General features: G+C 70.5%; 20 protein-coding genes and 2 pseudogenes. 14 read left to right on the plus strand and 8 right to left on the minus strand.

All coding sequences use genetic code 11. The annotated features are described in order from the left end of the window. Positions 1 to 53: 53 nt before the first annotated feature. The 4 genes and pseudogenes from ACIBI9_RS58385 to ACIBI9_RS58400 form a co-directional block, all read left to right on the plus strand. Positions 54 to 266, plus strand: a pseudogene (locus tag ACIBI9_RS58385) (YceI family protein); the annotation flags it as partial. Between the two features lie 131 nt (positions 267 to 397). Then, a pseudogene (locus ACIBI9_RS58390) lies at positions 398 to 520 on the plus strand (polyisoprenoid-binding protein); the annotation flags it as partial. Positions 521 to 559: 39 nt separating this feature from the next. Next, entirely contained in the window at positions 560 to 1,327 is a 768-nt protein-coding gene (locus tag ACIBI9_RS58395) for a pirin family protein (RefSeq protein ID WP_397236198.1), read from the plus strand. 50 nt (positions 1,328 to 1,377) lie between these two features. Further along, a complete protein-coding gene (locus ACIBI9_RS58400; RefSeq protein WP_346114091.1) occupies positions 1,378 to 1,677 on the plus strand; it encodes a GNAT family N-acetyltransferase in 300 nt (99 codons plus the stop codon). Positions 1,678 to 1,918: 241 nt separating this feature from the next. On the opposite strand, the gene ACIBI9_RS58405 is transcribed toward ACIBI9_RS58400, so the two are convergent. The 5 genes from ACIBI9_RS58405 to ACIBI9_RS58425 form a co-directional block, all read right to left on the minus strand. Further along, positions 1,919 to 3,142: a low temperature requirement protein A gene (locus ACIBI9_RS58405; RefSeq protein WP_397236201.1), complete on the minus strand. Its 1,224-nt coding sequence runs from the start codon at positions 3,140 to 3,142 to the stop codon at positions 1,919 to 1,921. Between the two features lie 280 nt (positions 3,143 to 3,422). Then, positions 3,423 to 4,355, minus strand: a complete 933-nt coding sequence (locus ACIBI9_RS58410; RefSeq protein ID WP_397236203.1) for a DUF5996 family protein — start codon at positions 4,353 to 4,355, stop codon at positions 3,423 to 3,425. 13 nt (positions 4,356 to 4,368) lie between these two features. Then, the gene (locus ACIBI9_RS58415; protein ID WP_185105361.1) at positions 4,369 to 4,512 is read right to left on the minus strand and encodes a hypothetical protein; all 144 of its coding nucleotides are present in this window, start codon (positions 4,510 to 4,512) and stop codon (positions 4,369 to 4,371) included. Further along, entirely contained in the window at positions 4,512 to 4,730 is a 219-nt protein-coding gene (locus ACIBI9_RS58420; RefSeq protein WP_397236205.1) for a hypothetical protein, read from the minus strand. The genes ACIBI9_RS58415 and ACIBI9_RS58420 overlap by 1 nt, the downstream gene beginning before the upstream one ends. 2 nt (positions 4,731 to 4,732) lie before the next feature. Continuing rightward, complete coding sequence (locus ACIBI9_RS58425; RefSeq protein WP_397236207.1) at positions 4,733 to 5,026, minus strand: aquaporin; 294 nt, start codon at positions 5,024 to 5,026, stop codon at positions 4,733 to 4,735. Between the two features lie 337 nt (positions 5,027 to 5,363). Between ACIBI9_RS58425 and ACIBI9_RS58430 the strand changes: the two genes are divergently transcribed. From ACIBI9_RS58430 to ACIBI9_RS58440, 3 genes are all read left to right on the plus strand, one after another. Then, positions 5,364 to 6,761, plus strand: a complete 1,398-nt coding sequence (locus ACIBI9_RS58430) for an FAD-dependent oxidoreductase (RefSeq protein ID WP_397236209.1) — start codon at positions 5,364 to 5,366, stop codon at positions 6,759 to 6,761. Between the two features lie 354 nt (positions 6,762 to 7,115). After that, entirely contained in the window at positions 7,116 to 8,147 is a 1,032-nt protein-coding gene (locus tag ACIBI9_RS58435) for an MFS transporter (protein WP_397236211.1), read from the plus strand. Further along, positions 8,144 to 8,527 carry a metalloregulator ArsR/SmtB family transcription factor gene (locus ACIBI9_RS58440; RefSeq protein WP_397236213.1) on the plus strand — a complete coding sequence of 128 codons (384 nt, stop codon included), beginning with the start codon at positions 8,144 to 8,146 and terminating at the stop codon, positions 8,525 to 8,527. Before ACIBI9_RS58435 ends, ACIBI9_RS58440 begins: the two co-directional genes overlap by 4 nt. 12 nt (positions 8,528 to 8,539) lie before the next feature. Here the strand turns inward: ACIBI9_RS58440 and ACIBI9_RS58445 are convergent, their stop codons facing one another. Beyond that, positions 8,540 to 10,303: a hypothetical protein gene (locus ACIBI9_RS58445; protein ID WP_397236215.1), complete on the minus strand. Its 1,764-nt coding sequence runs from the start codon at positions 10,301 to 10,303 to the stop codon at positions 8,540 to 8,542. Between the two features lie 147 nt (positions 10,304 to 10,450). On the opposite strand from ACIBI9_RS58445, the gene ACIBI9_RS58450 reads away from it, so the two are divergent. The 3 genes from ACIBI9_RS58450 to ACIBI9_RS58460 are packed head-to-tail and all read left to right on the plus strand — an operon-like array spanning position 10,451 to position 12,575. Next, positions 10,451 to 11,173: a MarR family transcriptional regulator gene (locus ACIBI9_RS58450; RefSeq protein WP_397236217.1), complete on the plus strand. Its 723-nt coding sequence runs from the start codon at positions 10,451 to 10,453 to the stop codon at positions 11,171 to 11,173. Then, positions 11,170 to 11,838 carry an arsenate reductase ArsC gene (locus ACIBI9_RS58455; protein WP_397236219.1) on the plus strand — a complete coding sequence of 223 codons (669 nt, stop codon included), beginning with the start codon at positions 11,170 to 11,172 and terminating at the stop codon, positions 11,836 to 11,838. Before ACIBI9_RS58450 ends, ACIBI9_RS58455 begins: the two co-directional genes overlap by 4 nt. Further along, positions 11,835 to 12,575 (plus strand): aquaporin, encoded by a 741-nt coding sequence (locus tag ACIBI9_RS58460; protein WP_397236221.1) that lies wholly within the window; start codon positions 11,835 to 11,837, stop codon positions 12,573 to 12,575. Before ACIBI9_RS58455 ends, ACIBI9_RS58460 begins: the two co-directional genes overlap by 4 nt. A gap of 214 nt (positions 12,576 to 12,789) precedes the next feature. On the opposite strand, the gene arsM is transcribed toward ACIBI9_RS58460, so the two are convergent. Both arsM and ACIBI9_RS58470 read right to left on the minus strand, forming a co-directional pair. Next, the gene (arsM, locus tag ACIBI9_RS58465; RefSeq protein WP_397236223.1) at positions 12,790 to 14,019 is read right to left on the minus strand and encodes an arsenite methyltransferase; all 1,230 of its coding nucleotides are present in this window, start codon (positions 14,017 to 14,019) and stop codon (positions 12,790 to 12,792) included. 12 nt (positions 14,020 to 14,031) lie between these two features. Next, complete coding sequence (locus ACIBI9_RS58470; protein WP_397236225.1) at positions 14,032 to 14,367, minus strand: ArsR/SmtB family transcription factor; 336 nt, start codon at positions 14,365 to 14,367, stop codon at positions 14,032 to 14,034. A gap of 131 nt (positions 14,368 to 14,498) precedes the next feature. On the opposite strand from ACIBI9_RS58470, the gene ACIBI9_RS58475 reads away from it, so the two are divergent. From ACIBI9_RS58475 to ACIBI9_RS58490, 4 genes are all read left to right on the plus strand, one after another. Next, positions 14,499 to 14,840, plus strand: a complete 342-nt coding sequence (locus tag ACIBI9_RS58475; protein WP_397236227.1) for a hypothetical protein — start codon at positions 14,499 to 14,501, stop codon at positions 14,838 to 14,840. Between the two features lie 25 nt (positions 14,841 to 14,865). Next, positions 14,866 to 15,261, plus strand: coding sequence for a rhodanese-like domain-containing protein (locus tag ACIBI9_RS58480; RefSeq protein ID WP_397236229.1), 396 nt, complete (start codon positions 14,866 to 14,868; stop codon positions 15,259 to 15,261). Continuing rightward, entirely contained in the window at positions 15,258 to 15,752 is a 495-nt protein-coding gene (locus ACIBI9_RS58485) for a MerR family transcriptional regulator (RefSeq protein WP_397236231.1), read from the plus strand. The genes ACIBI9_RS58480 and ACIBI9_RS58485 overlap by 4 nt, the downstream gene beginning before the upstream one ends. 160 nt (positions 15,753 to 15,912) lie before the next feature. Further along, entirely contained in the window at positions 15,913 to 16,140 is a 228-nt protein-coding gene (locus ACIBI9_RS58490) for a hypothetical protein (protein WP_397236233.1), read from the plus strand. Positions 16,141 to 16,234 lie beyond the last annotated feature (94 nt).

The raw sequence follows: 16,234 nt of genomic DNA on the forward strand, positions 1-16,234 counted from the left end.
TCTACGTCATCGACGCGGCGCACACCCGGATCGGGTTCGTCGCCCGGCACGCGATGGTGACCAAGGTCCGCGGCTCGTTCAACGAGTTCGAGGGCCGCTTCACCGCCGACGGCGCCGACCCGAGCCGGTCCAGCGCGAACGTCACCATCCAGGCCGCCAGCATCGATACCCGCAACGAGCAGCGGGACGCGCACTTGCGCAGCAACGACTTCCTCGCGATGGACGAGCACCCGCAGATCACGTTCGTCACCACCGGCGTCCGCCAGACCGGCGAGACGAGCCTGGAGCTGACCGGTGACCTGTCCATCAGGGGCGTGACCAACTCGATCACCATCCCGTTCGAGTTCGAGGGCGCCTCGACCGACCGTTCGGCAACCTCCGGGCCGGCTTCGAGGGCTCGGCCACGATCAGCCGCAAGGACTACGGCATCACCTGGAACGCCGCGCTGGAGACCGGCGGCGTCCTGGTCGGTGACAAGATCGTCCTCGAGTTCGAGGTCTCGGCGATCAAGACCGCCTGAAACGCACCCGGTTCACCACCCATAGAGAGGTCAGGCACCATGAGCGACATCATCCTTCCGGACGGCGTGGACATTCGCCGCGCCGCGGAGCGCTTCACGAGCGACTTCGGCTGGCTGGACTCCAAGCACTCGTTCTCCTTCGGCCAGCACTACGACCACCGCAACACTCGCCACGGTCTGCTGCTGGTCAACAACGACGACGTCGTCGACGCCGGCACCGGTTTCGACACCCACCCGCACCGGGACATGGAGATCGTCACCTGGGTTCTGGAGGGCTCGCTGGTCCACCAGGACTCCACCGGCCACAACGGCGTGATCTATCCCGGCCTGGCGCAGCGGATGAGCGCCGGCCGCGGCATCCTGCACTCGGAGAAGAACGACTCCTGGCGACTCGGCGGGGAAGTCCACCGCGACCCGGTGCACTTCATCCAGATGTGGGTCGTACCGGATGAGAACAACATCACACCCGGCTACGAACAACTGGAGATCGAGCACGAACTGCTCTCCGGTGGCCTGGTCCCGGTCGCCTCGGGCATGAGCAAGCACGACGGCGAAGCGGCGATCCGCATCAGGAACAAGTACGCCGCCCTGTACGCCGCCCGGCTCCAGCCCGGTCAGGCCGTCCAACTCCCCGAGGCCCCTTACCTGCACCTGTTCGTCGCGCGCGGCGCCGTCAGCCTGGAGGGGGCGGGGGAGCTGGTGACCGGCGACGCGGCCCGGTTCACCGCCATCGGCGGCCAGCGGGTGATCGCCACGGAGCCGGCCGAGATCCTGGTGTGGGAGATGCACGCCACCATCGCGGCCTGAGCCGGCACCCACACCGACTGCTTCATCACCCGACCCTCGGAGACCACCACATGATCATCGTGACCCACAATCACACCGCCAACCGATTCGAGGCCCACGACGGCGAGACGCTCGCGGGGTTCGCCGCCTACATTCGCACGGCGGAGCTTGTCGCCTTCGTCCACACCGAGGTCGATCCGGCCTATGAAGGACGAGGTGTGGGTTCCATGCTGGCGCGCGAAGGCGTCGAATCCGTCCGGGCGGAGGGCCTGCGGGTGCTCGCGGTCTGTCCCTTCATCGCGGGGTGGCTGATCCGGCACCCCGAGTACGCGCACCTGGAGTACCGGGCGGCCAGCAAGGTCACGGACTGAATCCCAGGCCATGCGAAAGGGACGACCCATGGACCGTCCGGTCGAAGACACGTTCCCGCCGCTGGGAGCGAAGGCCTACCACGGCGCGCGGCTGACAGGACGCTGACCCATCGAGCATCCTCTCGGCATGAGCGTGATCGCGATGCTTGCTGGGACTTGTCAGGCGCGTGCGGCTGTGGCGATGCCGCCGTCCTCCGCCACGGCAATGAGGTGTGCCAGTCGATGGAGATCGAGCACCATGTCACCGTGCCTCCGGTGGAGGGTGGGGTACCCCGTCGCGGTGCGTGGCCACAAGAGCTGCTGTCAGCGTGGCCGCAGCGGCGATGCCGATGGACAGGATCACCCCGCCGACGCCTAGGACGGGGGTGGCCAAGGCCAGCACCAGCACGATGACTGCCCCGGTAACCATCAGGTTCGGATGTGCCAGGCCGGTGTGTGTCAGTCGGCGCAGCCAGCACATGACCAGGAGGAACCCGGCCAGGGGAACCGCCACGGCGAACGTCGCGGTCGTCGCGGCCACGTGGGCGCGATGCACGGCCACGTCAACGGCGACCTGTAGGCCTGCGCCGAGTGCGGCGACTGCGGCGAACAGCAGGTAATGGGCGTAACCCCAGAGCAATGCGATACGCGGCGTGCTCAGGGCGGTGTCCGGGCCCATGAAGTAGATCCACCACATTGTGAACACCAGGATGAGGCCGCCAGCGGCTATCAGCAGCATTTGCCCGGAAACGCCGTGTTCGGACAATGCGGATTGGATGCTGGTAAGGCTAGCGAAGATGACCTCGCCGAGGACGATGATGGTGAACAGCCCGTAGCGTTCAGAAATGTGGCCAGGGTGCCAAGACGTGGCCGTGCCCCGCAACTCGGCCCACATCGGCACCAGTAGTTCGGCGATCACGAGCACCGCGAGCCCCGTGTAGTCCCATGGATGCGGCAGCGCCAACCGAACAAGCCAGCCTGCCTGGACCACCATGATGCCGACGGTGTACCGGATCCCCGCCGGGCGGCCGGTGGCGTCTTGCCGAGCTACCCGCAGCCACTGGGCGACCAGCGCCACGCGCATCACCACATAACCAATGGTGATCACGGTGAGGTCATAGGAGGTCGCGGCGGCGGGCACCCCGGCCGCCAGTACCAGAGCACCCGCCATCTGGAGCAGAGTCAGCAGCCGATAGGCAACGTCATCGGTGTCGTAGGCCGAGGCGAACCAGGTGAAGTTCATCCACGCCCACCAGATCGTGAAGAAAACCATCGCATAGCCCAACAGCCCGACGCCGAGGTGGGCTTCGGTCACGTGGTGGTGCAACTGGGCGGCCGCCTGCGCCACCGCGACCACGAAACAGAGGTCGAACAGCAGCTCCAGCGGGGTAGCAGCGCGGTGTGCCTCGCGCGGATCCCGCGCCCGCATCGTGCGGAGCCATCGCCTGGCCCGAGTCGGGTTCGCCGATCGCTGATCGCGCGTCATCCGTTCCCCTTACGATCGTCAGAGTGGGAGGCCGCGTACCCGGTCCGCCTGACCGGTGTCGATTCGGCCGGCCTTCCCGCCGACGACGGTAAACATCGAGGCGGTGCCCATGTGTCGTCATGGTAGTCCGCGACCAGGGACCGTCCGTCGTCGGACTGGGAGAGGACGTCCATGCGACCGTGCGAGGTGGGCGTTGCCCCTTTCGTCGAGAGGCGACCTGCGCACCGGTACGCACTCGTTGAGCGCCCGCCCTCCCTGGAGGGCGGGCGCTCTCGTGTGTTCAGGCCTTCGCGTCATGCGGGTCCGTGACGCCCCCCGGACAGGCCAGCGCGTGAACATCGAGCCCCGTCAGCCGGGCACCCGCCTGATAGGCGCTGTCAAGGAACTCCAGCACGGCGGCGACCGGATTACCCATCGCGCGGACATCGTCGTACCGGAGTACCGCCAGGTGGCTGCCGCGCGCGGCGATCCACTCGGCCTGCTCGGGACGGAGCGGCTCCCGCTCCAGCCCTTCGGGTTCCGGCGCGGTGTAGGAGTAGAAGGCCGGCCACGGCCGCTCCTCGTCGCCGAACCAGAACCCTGAGCTGATGACCTCCCAGCTGTACGCCTCGCGCGTCACCGGATCGGTCTCCGGCGATATGGGCGCGGCGCGCCCGGTGTACCGGGTGACGGCAATGTCGAACGTGTGCCAGAAGTGGTGCACGGGGCTGATTTTGCCGGAGAAGTCCGCCGCGAACCGGTCGAGGAGCTGCGCCACCTGGGACAGGATCCGCCAGTACCGGTTGATGAGCACCGGGTCGTAGCGCGCGTGCAGGGTGTCCTCGGCGAACGGCGTGTCGTCGCTCAGGTCGAACGGCACCGCCCAGATCTCCGGCCGGATCCCCAGCCCCGCCAGCGTCTCGAACAGCCGCTCGTGGAACGACGCCACTGACCGGCCGATCAGGCTGAACTCCGCACTGCGGCCGTCCAGCACGTCCACCACCAGGCGGTGGCGTACGAGGTCGAAGTCGATACTGAACAGCGGCTGCTCACCCAGCCCACCCATCGGCCGGGTGGTCAGCCCGCGCCCGGTCAGATGAAAGGGCACGTGCCACCAGTGGTTGCGCCGGTTGCTCACCGACAGCCGGATCTTGCCGACAATCTGCGTGAACCGGTGAAAGGTCTCCTTGGCCTCGGCCCACTCCGCGAGCGGCATGGCAGGGAAGAGCTCCATGACCACATCGTAGCTACCGTGTGTAATCGAACGGTCTCCAAAGGTCGCGCGCGGAGAAGACGGCCACCCCGTGGTCGTGCGCGAGCGAGCGCAGGAGTTCCTGGCTGGACACCCGGCGCTCGGCATCGACCTGGGCACTGACCTGCACGATGTCCATCAGTGGATGAGACGCGGGCGCAGTTCGGCGCACAGAAGCGGGTCGTAGCCGTCGCGGTTGAAGGCGTCGATCAGCTCAGGCGCTGGTGCTGTGGCGGGCGGGAGGGTGCTGGTGGGCATGGGGACTCCTGGCGAGATCACTGGTGGAGGTGGGTAGCCGGTGATGGCCAGCAGGATGGGCGCGGCAGGGGTGGTGTGCTGGCCGGAACGTCGGCTCATGTTCACAGCGGGGAACCATTCGGATGTGTACCGCAGAGCCGGTGCGTCAGCACTTCGCGGCGCTTGTGCACACGGTTCAGGATGGTGGCGGAGATCCCCGCCCCGACCAGGGGCGCAAGCATGTATACCCACAGAAGGTCGAGGCGGCCGGACGCCACGGCCGGTCCGAACTGGCGTGCCGGATTGACCGAGCCTCCTGTTGCCGTACCGAGCAGGACGATGGCCGAGCCGATCAGGAGGTATTGCAACGCGCTGGACTGATCACCAGCACCCGCCACGCCAACATGGTGATCCACCAGATCACCCGCCTGGGCACCGGCCTCCTAGCTACTTCGCTTGACAACCCCAGATAACCATCGGGAGGAGGACGCCGACCCAGCGGACCTGAGTTCGGTCAACTTGGCCTACGTGAAAGAAGAGATCATCATCCTCTGACCTGCTGGAAGGGTCCGACAACCCAAGATAATCGATGCGCCCGCGCATGAGCGGCCCCAGATTCGTGTGCCCTCTGATTAGATGCACCTCTAATTTGACATGCCTCTAAGTTGTCGGGCATCCTGCCGACGAGCTACTTAGACAGCCTTCAAAACAGCGCGGACCGGTACGGCCCGCGCAACACTGAGGAGAAGCACCATGAGCGGATGCTGCGGTCCCACCGCCGTCGAACTGGAGCCCAGCCGCCAAGCCGCACAGCCCGGTGACCTGCCCATCGTGGTCATCGGCGCCGGCCCGATCGGGCTGGCCGCGGCGGCCCACCTCGCTGAGCGGGGCCTCGACTTCGTGGTGCTAGAGGCGGGTGAGCAGGCGGGCGCGTCGGTTGCCCAGTGGGGCCACGTCCGGGTGTTCAGCCCGTGGAAGTACAACATCGACTCCGCCGCCCGCCGTCTGCTGGAAGCCGACGGCTGGAGCGCGCCGGCCGCCGAGTGGCTGCCGACCGGAGCCGAGCTGATCGAGGACTACCTGGCGCCGCTGGCCAAGCTGTTCGGCGACCGGATCCGCACCGGCGCGAAAGTGAGCGCGATCAGCAGGCTCGGCTACGACCGCGTGCGCACCGCCGGCCGCGAGCAGGCGCCGTTCCTGATCCACCTGGCCGACGGCAGCGAGCTGCACGCCCGCGCCGTCATCGACGCCTCCGGCACCTACGCCACCCCCAACGTGCTCGGCGCCTCCGGCCTGCCCGCCCACGGCGAGGCCGACGCGGCGGATCTGGTCGACCACGCGCTGCCCGACGTACTCGGCGCCGACCGCGACCGCTACGCCGGCAAGCACGTCCTGGTCGTCGGCGCCGGCCACTCGGCCGCCACCACCCTGCTCGCCCTCGCCCAGCTGGCCGACACTCCGATCACCTGGGCGATTCGCGCGAGCAACGCCAGCCGCGCCTACGGCGGCGGCGAGGCCGACGCGCTGCCCGCCCGCGGCGCGCTCGGCACCCGCCTGCACGCCCACGTCGAAAGCGGCCGCATCCGCCTGGTGACCGGCTTCTTCACCCACGCCATCGAACGCGACGGCGAGCACGTACGGGTGATCAGCCGCGACCCGTCCGGCCACGAGCAGAACGTGACGGTGGACCAGATCGTCAGCGCGACGGGTTACCGCCCCGACCACGCCATTGCCGGCGAGCTGCGTCTGGACCTCGATGCGGTCCTCGGCTCCACCCGCGCGCTCGCACCGCTGATCGACCCGAACGCGCACTCCTGCGGCACGGTGCCGCCGCATGGCGCCGACGAGCTCGCGCACCCCGAGGACGGCTACTACGCCGTGGGGGTCAAGAGCTACGGCCGGGCCCCGACCTTCCTGCTGGCCACCGGGTATGAGCAGGCCCGCTCCGTTGTCGCGGCGCTGGCGGGTGACTGGGAGGCCGCCCGGGACGTGCAGCTGGAACTGCCGGAGACCGGCGTGTGCTCCTCCAGCCTGGCCGAGGCCCAGGAGCAGCGGGTCGGCCTGGCCACCGGGATCAGCGGCGGCCTGCTGGGCACCCCGCTGCCGCTGGCGACCGCTGGGGTCTCCCAGGGCGGCGGCTGCTGCGGCTGACCCGCATTCCGAGCACCCCCGCCTGCTGCCGCATCCCCTTCAAGGAGAACCTCATGCCCGCCGTCGATCCTCTCGCCGCTGCCTCGGTCGGCGGCGAGAGCGGCCCTCTTGTCGCGCCGGGCCGCCCTGCGGGCAGCGGGTGGCGGCTGGTGGCAGCGCTGGCCGTCACCCAGACCATCGGTTTTGGCGTGCTGTACTACAGCTTCTCGGTGCTGCTCACGCCGATGAGCCGCGACCTGGGCGCGAGCGCCTCCCGCGTCTCGCTGGCGTTGACGACCTCGGTGCTCGTCGCGGCGCTGGGCGCGCCGGTGGCGGGCCGCCCGCAGCGGCCGCGCCCTGATGACAGCGGGCTCGGTGCTCGGCACGGCAGCGTTGCTGGCCTGGTCGCAGGTGCGCACCGTGGCCCAGTTGTACGCGGTGTTCGTGGTGATCGGCGTCGCCTCGGGCATGGTGCTGTACGAGGCGGCCTTCGCCGTCATCGTCGCCCGCTTCACCGCCCCAGCCCGCGCCACGGCGCTGCTGGCGGTGACCGTCGTGGCCGGGTTCGCCTCCTCCATCTTCATGCCGCTGACCGGCGCCCTGGCCCAGGCGTACGGCTGGCGTCAGGCCCTGGTCATCCTCGCCGTGCTCTACGGCGCGGCCGCTATTCCGCTGCACGCCCTGGCCGTGCGCTGGCCCCGCGCGGCCCGGACCGCGCCGCCGGCACCGGCTCCCGCCTCGGCCGCCGCCTCCGTGCCCGGCCAGGCCCGGAGCGGGGCGGGTGAGCGGGCGGTCCTGGTGCGCACCGCCACCCGTCAGGCGGCTTTCTGGCTGCTGGGAGCCGCCTTCACCCTGCACGGCACGGGCGTGGCCACTGTCTCGGTCCTGCTGATCACCTACCTGATCCACCTCGGCCACCCGCCGCTGCTGGCCGCGAGCGTGGCCGGGCTGCTCGGCGTGCTGTCGGTCACCGGCCGGCTGATCACCACCGCGCTGCAGCGCCGCCTGCCCGCCGCGCTGATCGCCGCCGCCATCTTCGCCCTGCAGGCCATAGCCGCCGCCACGCTGCCGCTGATCGGCGCCACCACCGCCGGCGCGATCGCCGCGGTGCTGCTGTTCGGGCTCGGCTTCGGCGTGGGCACCATCACCAAGCCGCACCTGCTGACCGAACGGTACGGCACCACCGCCTACGCCGGCCTGTCCGGCCGCCTGGCCCTGCCTGCCACCGTGGCCAAGGCCGTCAGTCCGGCCGCCGCCCTGGCCGTCGCGCACGCGGCCGGGTACGGCTGGGTGATGGCCGCCGTCACGCTGACCTGTCTGGTCGCCGCCGCCTCGCTGGTCGGCTATCACCGCCTATCATTTAGACGAACGTCGAACCACCCGCCAGTCTCGGAGGCTCCCGCATGACCGCCACCGCCCTGCCCCTCGTTCCGAACAGCAAGGACGCGCAGGGCGCGGTGTGTTGCGCGCCGATCGCCCGCCAGCCGCTCGGCGAAGGCGAGGCGGCCGAACTGGCCGTACTGCTCAAGGCCGTGGCCGACCCGGTCCGGCTGCGGCTGCTGTCGATGATCGGCTCCCACGCCGGCGGCGAAGCCTGCGTGTGCGACCTGACCGACGCCTTCGAGTTGACCGCTCCCACCATCAGCCACCACCTGAAGGTGCTGCGCACCGCGGGGCTGATCGGTAGCGAGCGGCGCGGCACCTGGGTCTACTACTGGATCGTCCCTGGCCAGGTGGCCCGGCTGGGCGCGCTGTTCACGCCGCTGGCCGAGCCCGCCCGCCTTTGATGCGTCCGGGGCTCACCGGTTCGGCGGTGTGTCGGCCTGAGCGGTGAGCGCGGCGATGGCCTCTTCGGCTGGGATCGCGGTGATGACCGCTCGGTTGTTCGAACCTGGCAGCAGGCGGATGGTGCCGCCCGGCTGGGGAGCGGCAGCTTCGGCGGGGTCGGCGATGCGCGCGGCGAGGTAGCTGACACACCGGTACATGCCCAAGGGGATCTGGCGTCCACCCAGCTGTGCGTGCAACTCGTGCATGACGGCGACGGGAGATTCACCGGCGGCGAATGGCGGGCCGGCGGCGGAGTGGATCGGGAAGTCCACGTACGTCCAGGTCGCCTCGACCGGGCCCTGCAACAGCCGGGCCAGCCGCACGATCTGGGCAAGCTCCTGGCTGGATGTCCTGCCCGGCTCCGGAATCACGATGCGCTGGTAGCTGTGAGCCTGGATCACCTGCATGGCCTCCAGGATCTTCAGCTCCCGCCGGGCCTGCACAGCCAAGTCAGAATCCTGCGCCGGCCAGCGCGGCGGATAGGCCCGGCCACCACGCACCGCCAGCACGACGGTCGTTCCCGGCACAAAGTCCGCGAGCAGGCGCATCGCTGGCAGCGCCTCGGCGGGCGTCTTACCGGGCAACTCGGCCAGGTCCACCACAGGCCGCAGGATGTCGCGGTCGCCGGCGTTGAGCAGGAACCGCAAGCGCAGCAGGCCGCTCGGGTCTTGGCCTTCCAGCCAGATGCCGAAGCCGTCGACGCCGCGTGAGGCGCGCACCTGCACCAGGTCCAGCGTGTGGAGCACGGTGTCGTCGGGGCCGATCAGACGGACCTCCAGATCGGGACGATCACCGGCCGCGCCGGCAGTGACCATGAAGCTGAGCCTGCCGGGGCCGGACTCGCCGGGCAGGCCGGGCGGTCCCGAGGTGTGGGCGATGGCGCCGTCGATGTCGACGAAGGGGGCACCGTAGCGCAGGAACTCCTCCACGGCCTGCTGCTCGGCCGAGTCGATGGGGACCTGCAGTTCGAAGGTGCCAGTGATCGGGCGCAGGCTGAACGACTCCACCGCCCGCGCGACCAGCCGCATCACCAGGTAGTGCCGCTCGTTGAGCTGCAGGTATCGCACGAAGGCGATCAGAGCGTGGTTGTCGGCGTCCGCGTCCCAGGGCAGTTGCCTCACCCGCCCCTCACGGACCTCGAACTCGTACCGGTAGAACGGATCGACGTCGGTCAAGGCCGTGGCCAGCCCCTCGTAGCGCTCGATCGCGGCCGCCAGCAGATTCTCCGCCGGAAGCTGCGCGGGCTCAGGCATGGGCCGGGCACCCTGGAACGCCTGCGCCATCAGATGCTGAATCCGCTCGCCGCCGTCGCCGAAGTAGTAGGCGATCAGCGCCGGATGGTCGGCCGCCATGGCATCGAGACGGTCGCGGTCCATCCAGGCGATGCGCAGGCCGCTGCCCGCGGTCAGCCGTTCCAGCCACTCCAGCCGCTCGTGGGTGGGATTCCACGGCATGACCAGCGTCCACGAGCGGACCGCAAGCACGGGCAGCGTCTCGGCGACGAAACGCCGCCAGGACTCCTCGACGTCGCTCGCCTGCCGGGCGGTGAGCGGCCTGCAGTAGCGCTTGACCTGGTAGATGTCGTAGCCGTCCGGGTTGGCGATGCGGATGTCCACGCCGCGGTCCCCACGGGAGGGAGTGATCCGGTTGCCGTGCGGGTTCCTCAGCAGCAGCATCGCCGCGACGAACTCCTCCACCGTCTCGCCCGGTAAGCGCTCCCAATTCACCGGTGTCATAGACCCGAGCAAACCATCCGCTACCGACAGTCACCCGGCGATCTTCTGCCGCGGGTGGCGTACACGTGGCCGTCTTGACGGGCCGGAAGGCGGGTGCACGTGGGTAGCTTGACGCCCGCATTCATCTCAGTCAAAATTGACTCAATTATGATTGAGATATCAGATGTGGAGGGGCGGGCCGCCGCCCATGCCGCACTCGGAGACCCGATCCGGCTGGCGATGATCGACGACCTGCTCCTGGGGGACCGCTCACCCGGCGAGCTCGGCGAGGCGTTCGGCCTGTCGTCCAACCTGCTGGCCCACCACCTCAAGGTGCTGCAGGAGGCCGGGCTGATCGTGCGGGCGCGCTCGGAGGCCGATCGGCGGCGCAGCTACGTCCGCCTGGTACCCGCCGCACTGGCCGGCCTCGTCCCCGCACCGGCGCTGCCGGCGACGGAGCCGACGCAGCGGGTGGTGTTCGTCTGTACCCACAACTCCGCCCGCTCCCAGCTGGCCGCCGCGCTGTGGCAGCGGCGCAGCCGCCTGCCCGCTACCTCGGCCGGCACCATGCCCGCCACCCGCGTGCACCCACGCGCCCTGTCCGCCGCCCGCCGCCACCACCTGCACCTGAACCCGGCCGCCACCGCTCACATCAGCGACACCGTCCGCGACGGCGACCTCGTGGTGGCCGTCTGCGACAACGCCTACGAACACCTGCCCGCCCGGCCACCATTGCACTGGTCGGTGCCCGACCCCGTGCCCGCCGACACCGACGACGCCTTCGAACGCGCCTACACCGACCTGTCGGGCCGCGTCGACCGGCTCGCCACCGCCCTGGCCCCAGCCACCGGCACCGGCGAGCATCACCGTCTGCCCAAGGACACGCCATGACGCAGCCCGCCTACCGCCGCTCCGACCTGACCATTGACCAGCAGCACGCCCTGCTGACTGCCGCCCGCACTCTGGCGGGCGAGTTCGACGGCACCTTCGGCGCCGAGACCATCGACCGGTTCCTGCACACCAGCTACGACCAGTTCGCCGGCCGCGCCACCGTGGCCAACTTCCTGCCCCTGATCGCCGAGCGCTTCGCCCGCCAGCGGCTGCGCGCCCTGGCCCGCGTCGAGGGCAAGGACAGCTCCGGCACGCCGATCGTGCTGTTCTTGTGCGTGCACAACGCCGGCCGTTCTCAGATGGCGCTCGGCTTCTTCACCCACCTGGCCGCAGGCCGGGCGATCGGCTGGTCCGGCGGCTCGGAGCCGGGCGAGCAGATCAACCCCTCCGCCATCGAGGCGATGCGCGAGCGCGGCATCGACATCACCGGCGAGTACCCGAAACCGTGGACGCACGAGATCGCCCAGGCCGCCGACGTCATCATCACGATGGGATGCGGCGATGCCTGCCCCGTCTTCCCCGGTAAGCGCTATGAGGACTGGGCTCTGGCGGACCCGGCCGGGCAGTCGGTGGAGGCGGTGCGGCCCATCCGCGACGAGATCGAACGCCGGGTACAGACCCTGCTGGCCGAACTCGGCGTCCCGGCGGCTGCGGGCAGCTCGTGAGCGCCCTGGCCCGGCGAGCCGTCGCCGAAGCAGTCGGCACCGGTCTGCTGGTCACCTCGGTGATCGGCTCGGGCATCATGGCCCAGCGGCTCTCGCCCGGCGACGTCGGCCTGCAACTGCTGGAGAACTCCACCGCGACCGCCTTCGCGCTGACCGCGCTCATCCTCATCATGGGGCCGGTCTCCGGAGCCCATTTCAACCCCGTCGTCTCGTTGGCCGACTGGCTGCTGTCCCGCCGCACCGGCGACGGCCTGGCCGGGCGCGCCCTGCTGGCGTACCTGCCCGCCCAGGTCGCTGGCGCGCTCGGCGGTGCGGTGCTGGCCCACCTCATGTTCGAGCTGCCCGCCGTCACCGCCTCCACCCACCAGCGCACCGGCGGCGGGCTGTGGCTGGGCGAGATCGTGGCCACCGCCGGGCTGATCGCCCTGATCTTCTCCCTGTCCCGCACCGGCCGCGCCGCGCTCGCGCCGCCCGCCGTCGGCGCCTACATCGGCGCCGCCTACTGGTTCACCAGCAGCACCAGCTTCGCCAATCCGGCCGTCACCCTCGGCCGCACCCTCACCGACACCTTCGCCGGCATTGCCCCCGCCTCCGCGCCCGGCTTCATCGCCGCCCAGCTCGCCGGGACCGCGCTCGGTCTGGCTCTGATCCGGCTGCTGTATCCGCAGGCGAGTCCGCTGCCGGTCCCAGGAGCCGAGCACCTGGCCGCCGACTCCGCAGCGACAGCCCGGACATGACGAAGGCCCCGGCCGTCAAAGAGACGGCCCGGGGCCTTCAACGTGTGCGCACCGGTGTGCGTGTCGCCTCTCGGCGAAAGGCGCAACGCGGCTCCAGCCGAACGGTAGTCCGCGAAGGCGAAAGGTGAGGCCCGGGGACACTGAGCACACCGGCCACGAGGCATACAACCACCGCGGGACCGCCGATGTTCCCGCCGACGATGCCGAGTGAGAGTCAGGCTCCGGCCACGGTGCTGCGACGCTCGATCATCAGCACGTCTCGCCAGACACCGTGGTGGCAGCCGACGCGCTCACGGGTACCGACCACCCGGAACCCGAGCGCCTGGTGCAGGGCCAGGCTCGCGGCATTCTCAGGGAAGATGCCGGACTGGACGGTCCAAACGCCCGCGTCCTCGCTGGCGGCGAGGAACGCCACCAGCAGTGCTCGGCCGATGCCCTGAGCCTGACACCCCGGGTGGACGTAGATGCTGTGTTCGACCACTCCGGCATAGACCGGACGGGCCGAGACCGTCGAGGCGGCCACCCAGCCGAGCACCTGGCCGGTATCGCCATCGGTCGCCACGTATCGCAGGTGCGGCAACCGGCTCGTCGTGAAGGCCTCCCAGCTGGGTGCGGTGGTCTCGAAGCTGGCCTGGCCGGTGTCCAGCCCGGCCTGGTAGATGGCCAGCACCTGTTCGGCATCGCTCTCTCGCATCGGCCGGATTTCCAGGCCGGGCCCGATGGCGGGCTTGACGGCCTGGACGATGGCCGAGTGCACACCGTCGCCGTGGTCGGCGGTCGGCGTGATGGCGATGTGGACGAAGCCAGCCGTGGCCAGCAGGTCCCGGTACTCCTGCACGGTGAGCGATCCGGCGGCGCAGCCGATGCGCTGCTCGGCCCGCTGCCGCGCCTGCTCGTCCAGGACGTGCGCGGCGACAACGTCGCTGACGCCGAACCGGCCGCCGGGTCGCAGCGCTCGGAACGCTTCGGCCAGCACCGCCGCCTTGTCGCCGGACAGGTTGATCACGCAGTTGGAGATGACCACGTCCACCGCCCGGTCCGGCAGCGGCACCCGCTCGATCGTGCCGTGCAGGAACTCCACGTTGGCCGCGCCGGCCTGCTCGGCGTTACGCCGGGCCAGGCTCAGCATGTCCGTGCTGGCGTCCACCCCGTACACCGTCCCGGACGGGCCGACGCGGCGCGCTGACAGCAGCACGTCGATGCCGCCGCCCGAGCCGAGGTCGAGCACCGTCTCGCCGTGTCGCAGCTCGGCGACGGCCACCGGGTTGCCGCAGCCCAGGCTGGCCCGCACCGCCCCCTCGGGCAGCACGGTCAGGTCGTCGTAGCCGGCCGCGCCGAAGCCGCCCTGCTCGAACGCGTCCTGCCCGCAGTCGGCGACCGTCCGGCCGGCGTCCGCGGCACGGGCCAGGGCGGAGTAGCGGTCGATGATCTCGTCATGCGCCATGGCGACGCTCCTTCACTCGCAGGTGGGCGCGGCCGGCACGGGGTTGCCCATGACCACGTCGGCGGCGGTCGGGAAACAGCTCACGCAGTTCTCGTTGATCCGGTACAGGCTGGAGGTGCCCTGCCGCTCGACCAGCACGAACCGAACCTCGGCCAGGATCTTCAAATGGTGCGAGACGGTCGACTGGCCCACCCCGGACACGGCCACGATCTCGCCCACGCTCATCGGCGCGCGCCGGCGGGCCAGCAACGACACGATCTGAATCCGGGTGGCGTCGGCCAACGCCTTGAACCAGCTCGCGTACTCCTCGGCCTCCGCACGCGGCAGCGCCCCTTCGTCCTTGTTCATCGTCAATCGACGATATTCGATGGAAGTGGAAAGGGGAAGCTGCTGCCGGACCTTCGGGACGGGATCGGATTCGGCGTTACGCCATGAGGGGGCTTGCATCCGGTACCTGGGTACAGGTTTACCGTCGGGGTATGACACACAACGTCGCCCTTGACCTGGGATGGGCTCCCTCAGCGTGCACCCTGCCCACCGCCGAGCAACCGCTGCGGGTGGCCGAGTTCGACGCCTTGTTCGCCGACGCGGTCCAGGCCCTCGCCCGGCCCGAGCCGACGCGGCTGCGGCTGGAACTCGCTTTCAGCCCGGCCCACGCCGCCCGGGCCGCCGAGCTGGCCGCGCGGGAGAACGGCTGCTGCTCCTTCTTCACCTTCACCCTGACCATCGCCGACGGCAGCCTGGCACTGGAGGTGACGGTCCCGGCCGCGCACGTCGAGGTGCTCGACGCGCTGGCCGAGCGCGCCGGCGCGTCGGCGTGAACGCGGCCGGGAGCGGAGGTTGGTGATGGAGCGCATCACGCGTGAGGACTTGCTCGCGCTGCTGGAGCGCGGGGGCGTGCAACTGGTGGAGGCGCTGCCGGTCGACGCCTTCGCCGCCGAGCACCTGCCCGGCGCGCGCAACGTGCCCGATCAGGTGTCGGCCGAGCTGGCCGGGCAGGTGGCGCCCGATCGGGCCGCCCTGGTGGTGGTCTACTGCTCGGGCCCGTACTGCAACCGCTCGAAGATCGCCGCTGCGGCGTTCGCCCGGCTCGGGTACGCCGACGTGCGCGTCTACGCGGGCGGCAAACAGGATTGGGCGCAGGCCGGGCTGGCGTTCGAGGGCAGCCGCGCGGCCACCACCACGAGCACCGCCGGCGGCGCCTTCATCGGTGAGGCCGCCGGGGCGGGACGGCCGTCGTGAGGCAGGACATCGTGCTGCAGGACGGCCGGCCAGGGTGGGACGGGCCGTACCTGCGCAGCGGGCAGGTGGCCGAGCAGGCCGGGGTCAACCTGCAGACGCTGCGCTACTACGAACGCCGCGGCCTGATCGCCGAACCGGCGCGCAGCCCCGGCGGGCACCGTACCTACCCACCCGAGACCGTCACCCTGCTCACGGTGATCAAAGCCGCGCAGCGGCTCGGCTTCACCCTGGAGGAGGTGGCCGAACTCCTCGACACCGGCCGGCACGGCCACCGCACCCCGGACCTGCGCGAGCGCGCCCAAGCCAAGATCGCCGAAGTCGAGGCGAAGATCGCCGACCTGACCACCATCCGGACCGCGCTGCAGCAGGTGGTCACTGCGGGCTGCGACAGCCTGACCCACTGCACCTGCCCCGACTGTCCCCTCCCGTTCGCCGGCCTGGCCGAAGGCAACCGCGCCCCCCAACCCTCCCGAGGAGAACTGGCGACGTGAGCACCCACCACGACCACCGCGCATCCACCAGCGCACCCGCCGTGCCCGTCACCGCGCCGCTCACCGTACCGCTCACCGCACGCGGCGGCGGGCGCCGGGCGAGCGCACCACCGAGGGTGGCGGGCCGCCGCTGCGCAGCAAGGTCACCGCCGCGCTGGCTGTGCTGGCGTGCGCGGCGTGCTGCGCCCTGCCGGTGCTGATCGGCGCCGGGCTGCTCACCGGCGCCGGCGCCGCGCTGGCCGAACAGACGCTGCTCGCCGTGGCCGGACTGCTGATCGCCGCCGCGGCGGGCATGTGGTGGCTGCACCGCCGCCGCACCTCGCGTACGGCCGCCGGCGCGGCCACGGGCGCCGGCTGCGGCTGTGGTGGGAGCAGCTGCGGGTGCTGACCTCGAACGTGGCACGCTCCTGCCCGGCTCCGAGCCGGTCAGGTGGTGCCGGTACCGTCACCTCGGGCGATGGGCCGGCACGAGCGGGAGATGA

The organism is Nonomuraea sp. NPDC050451, from assembly GCF_044458585.1.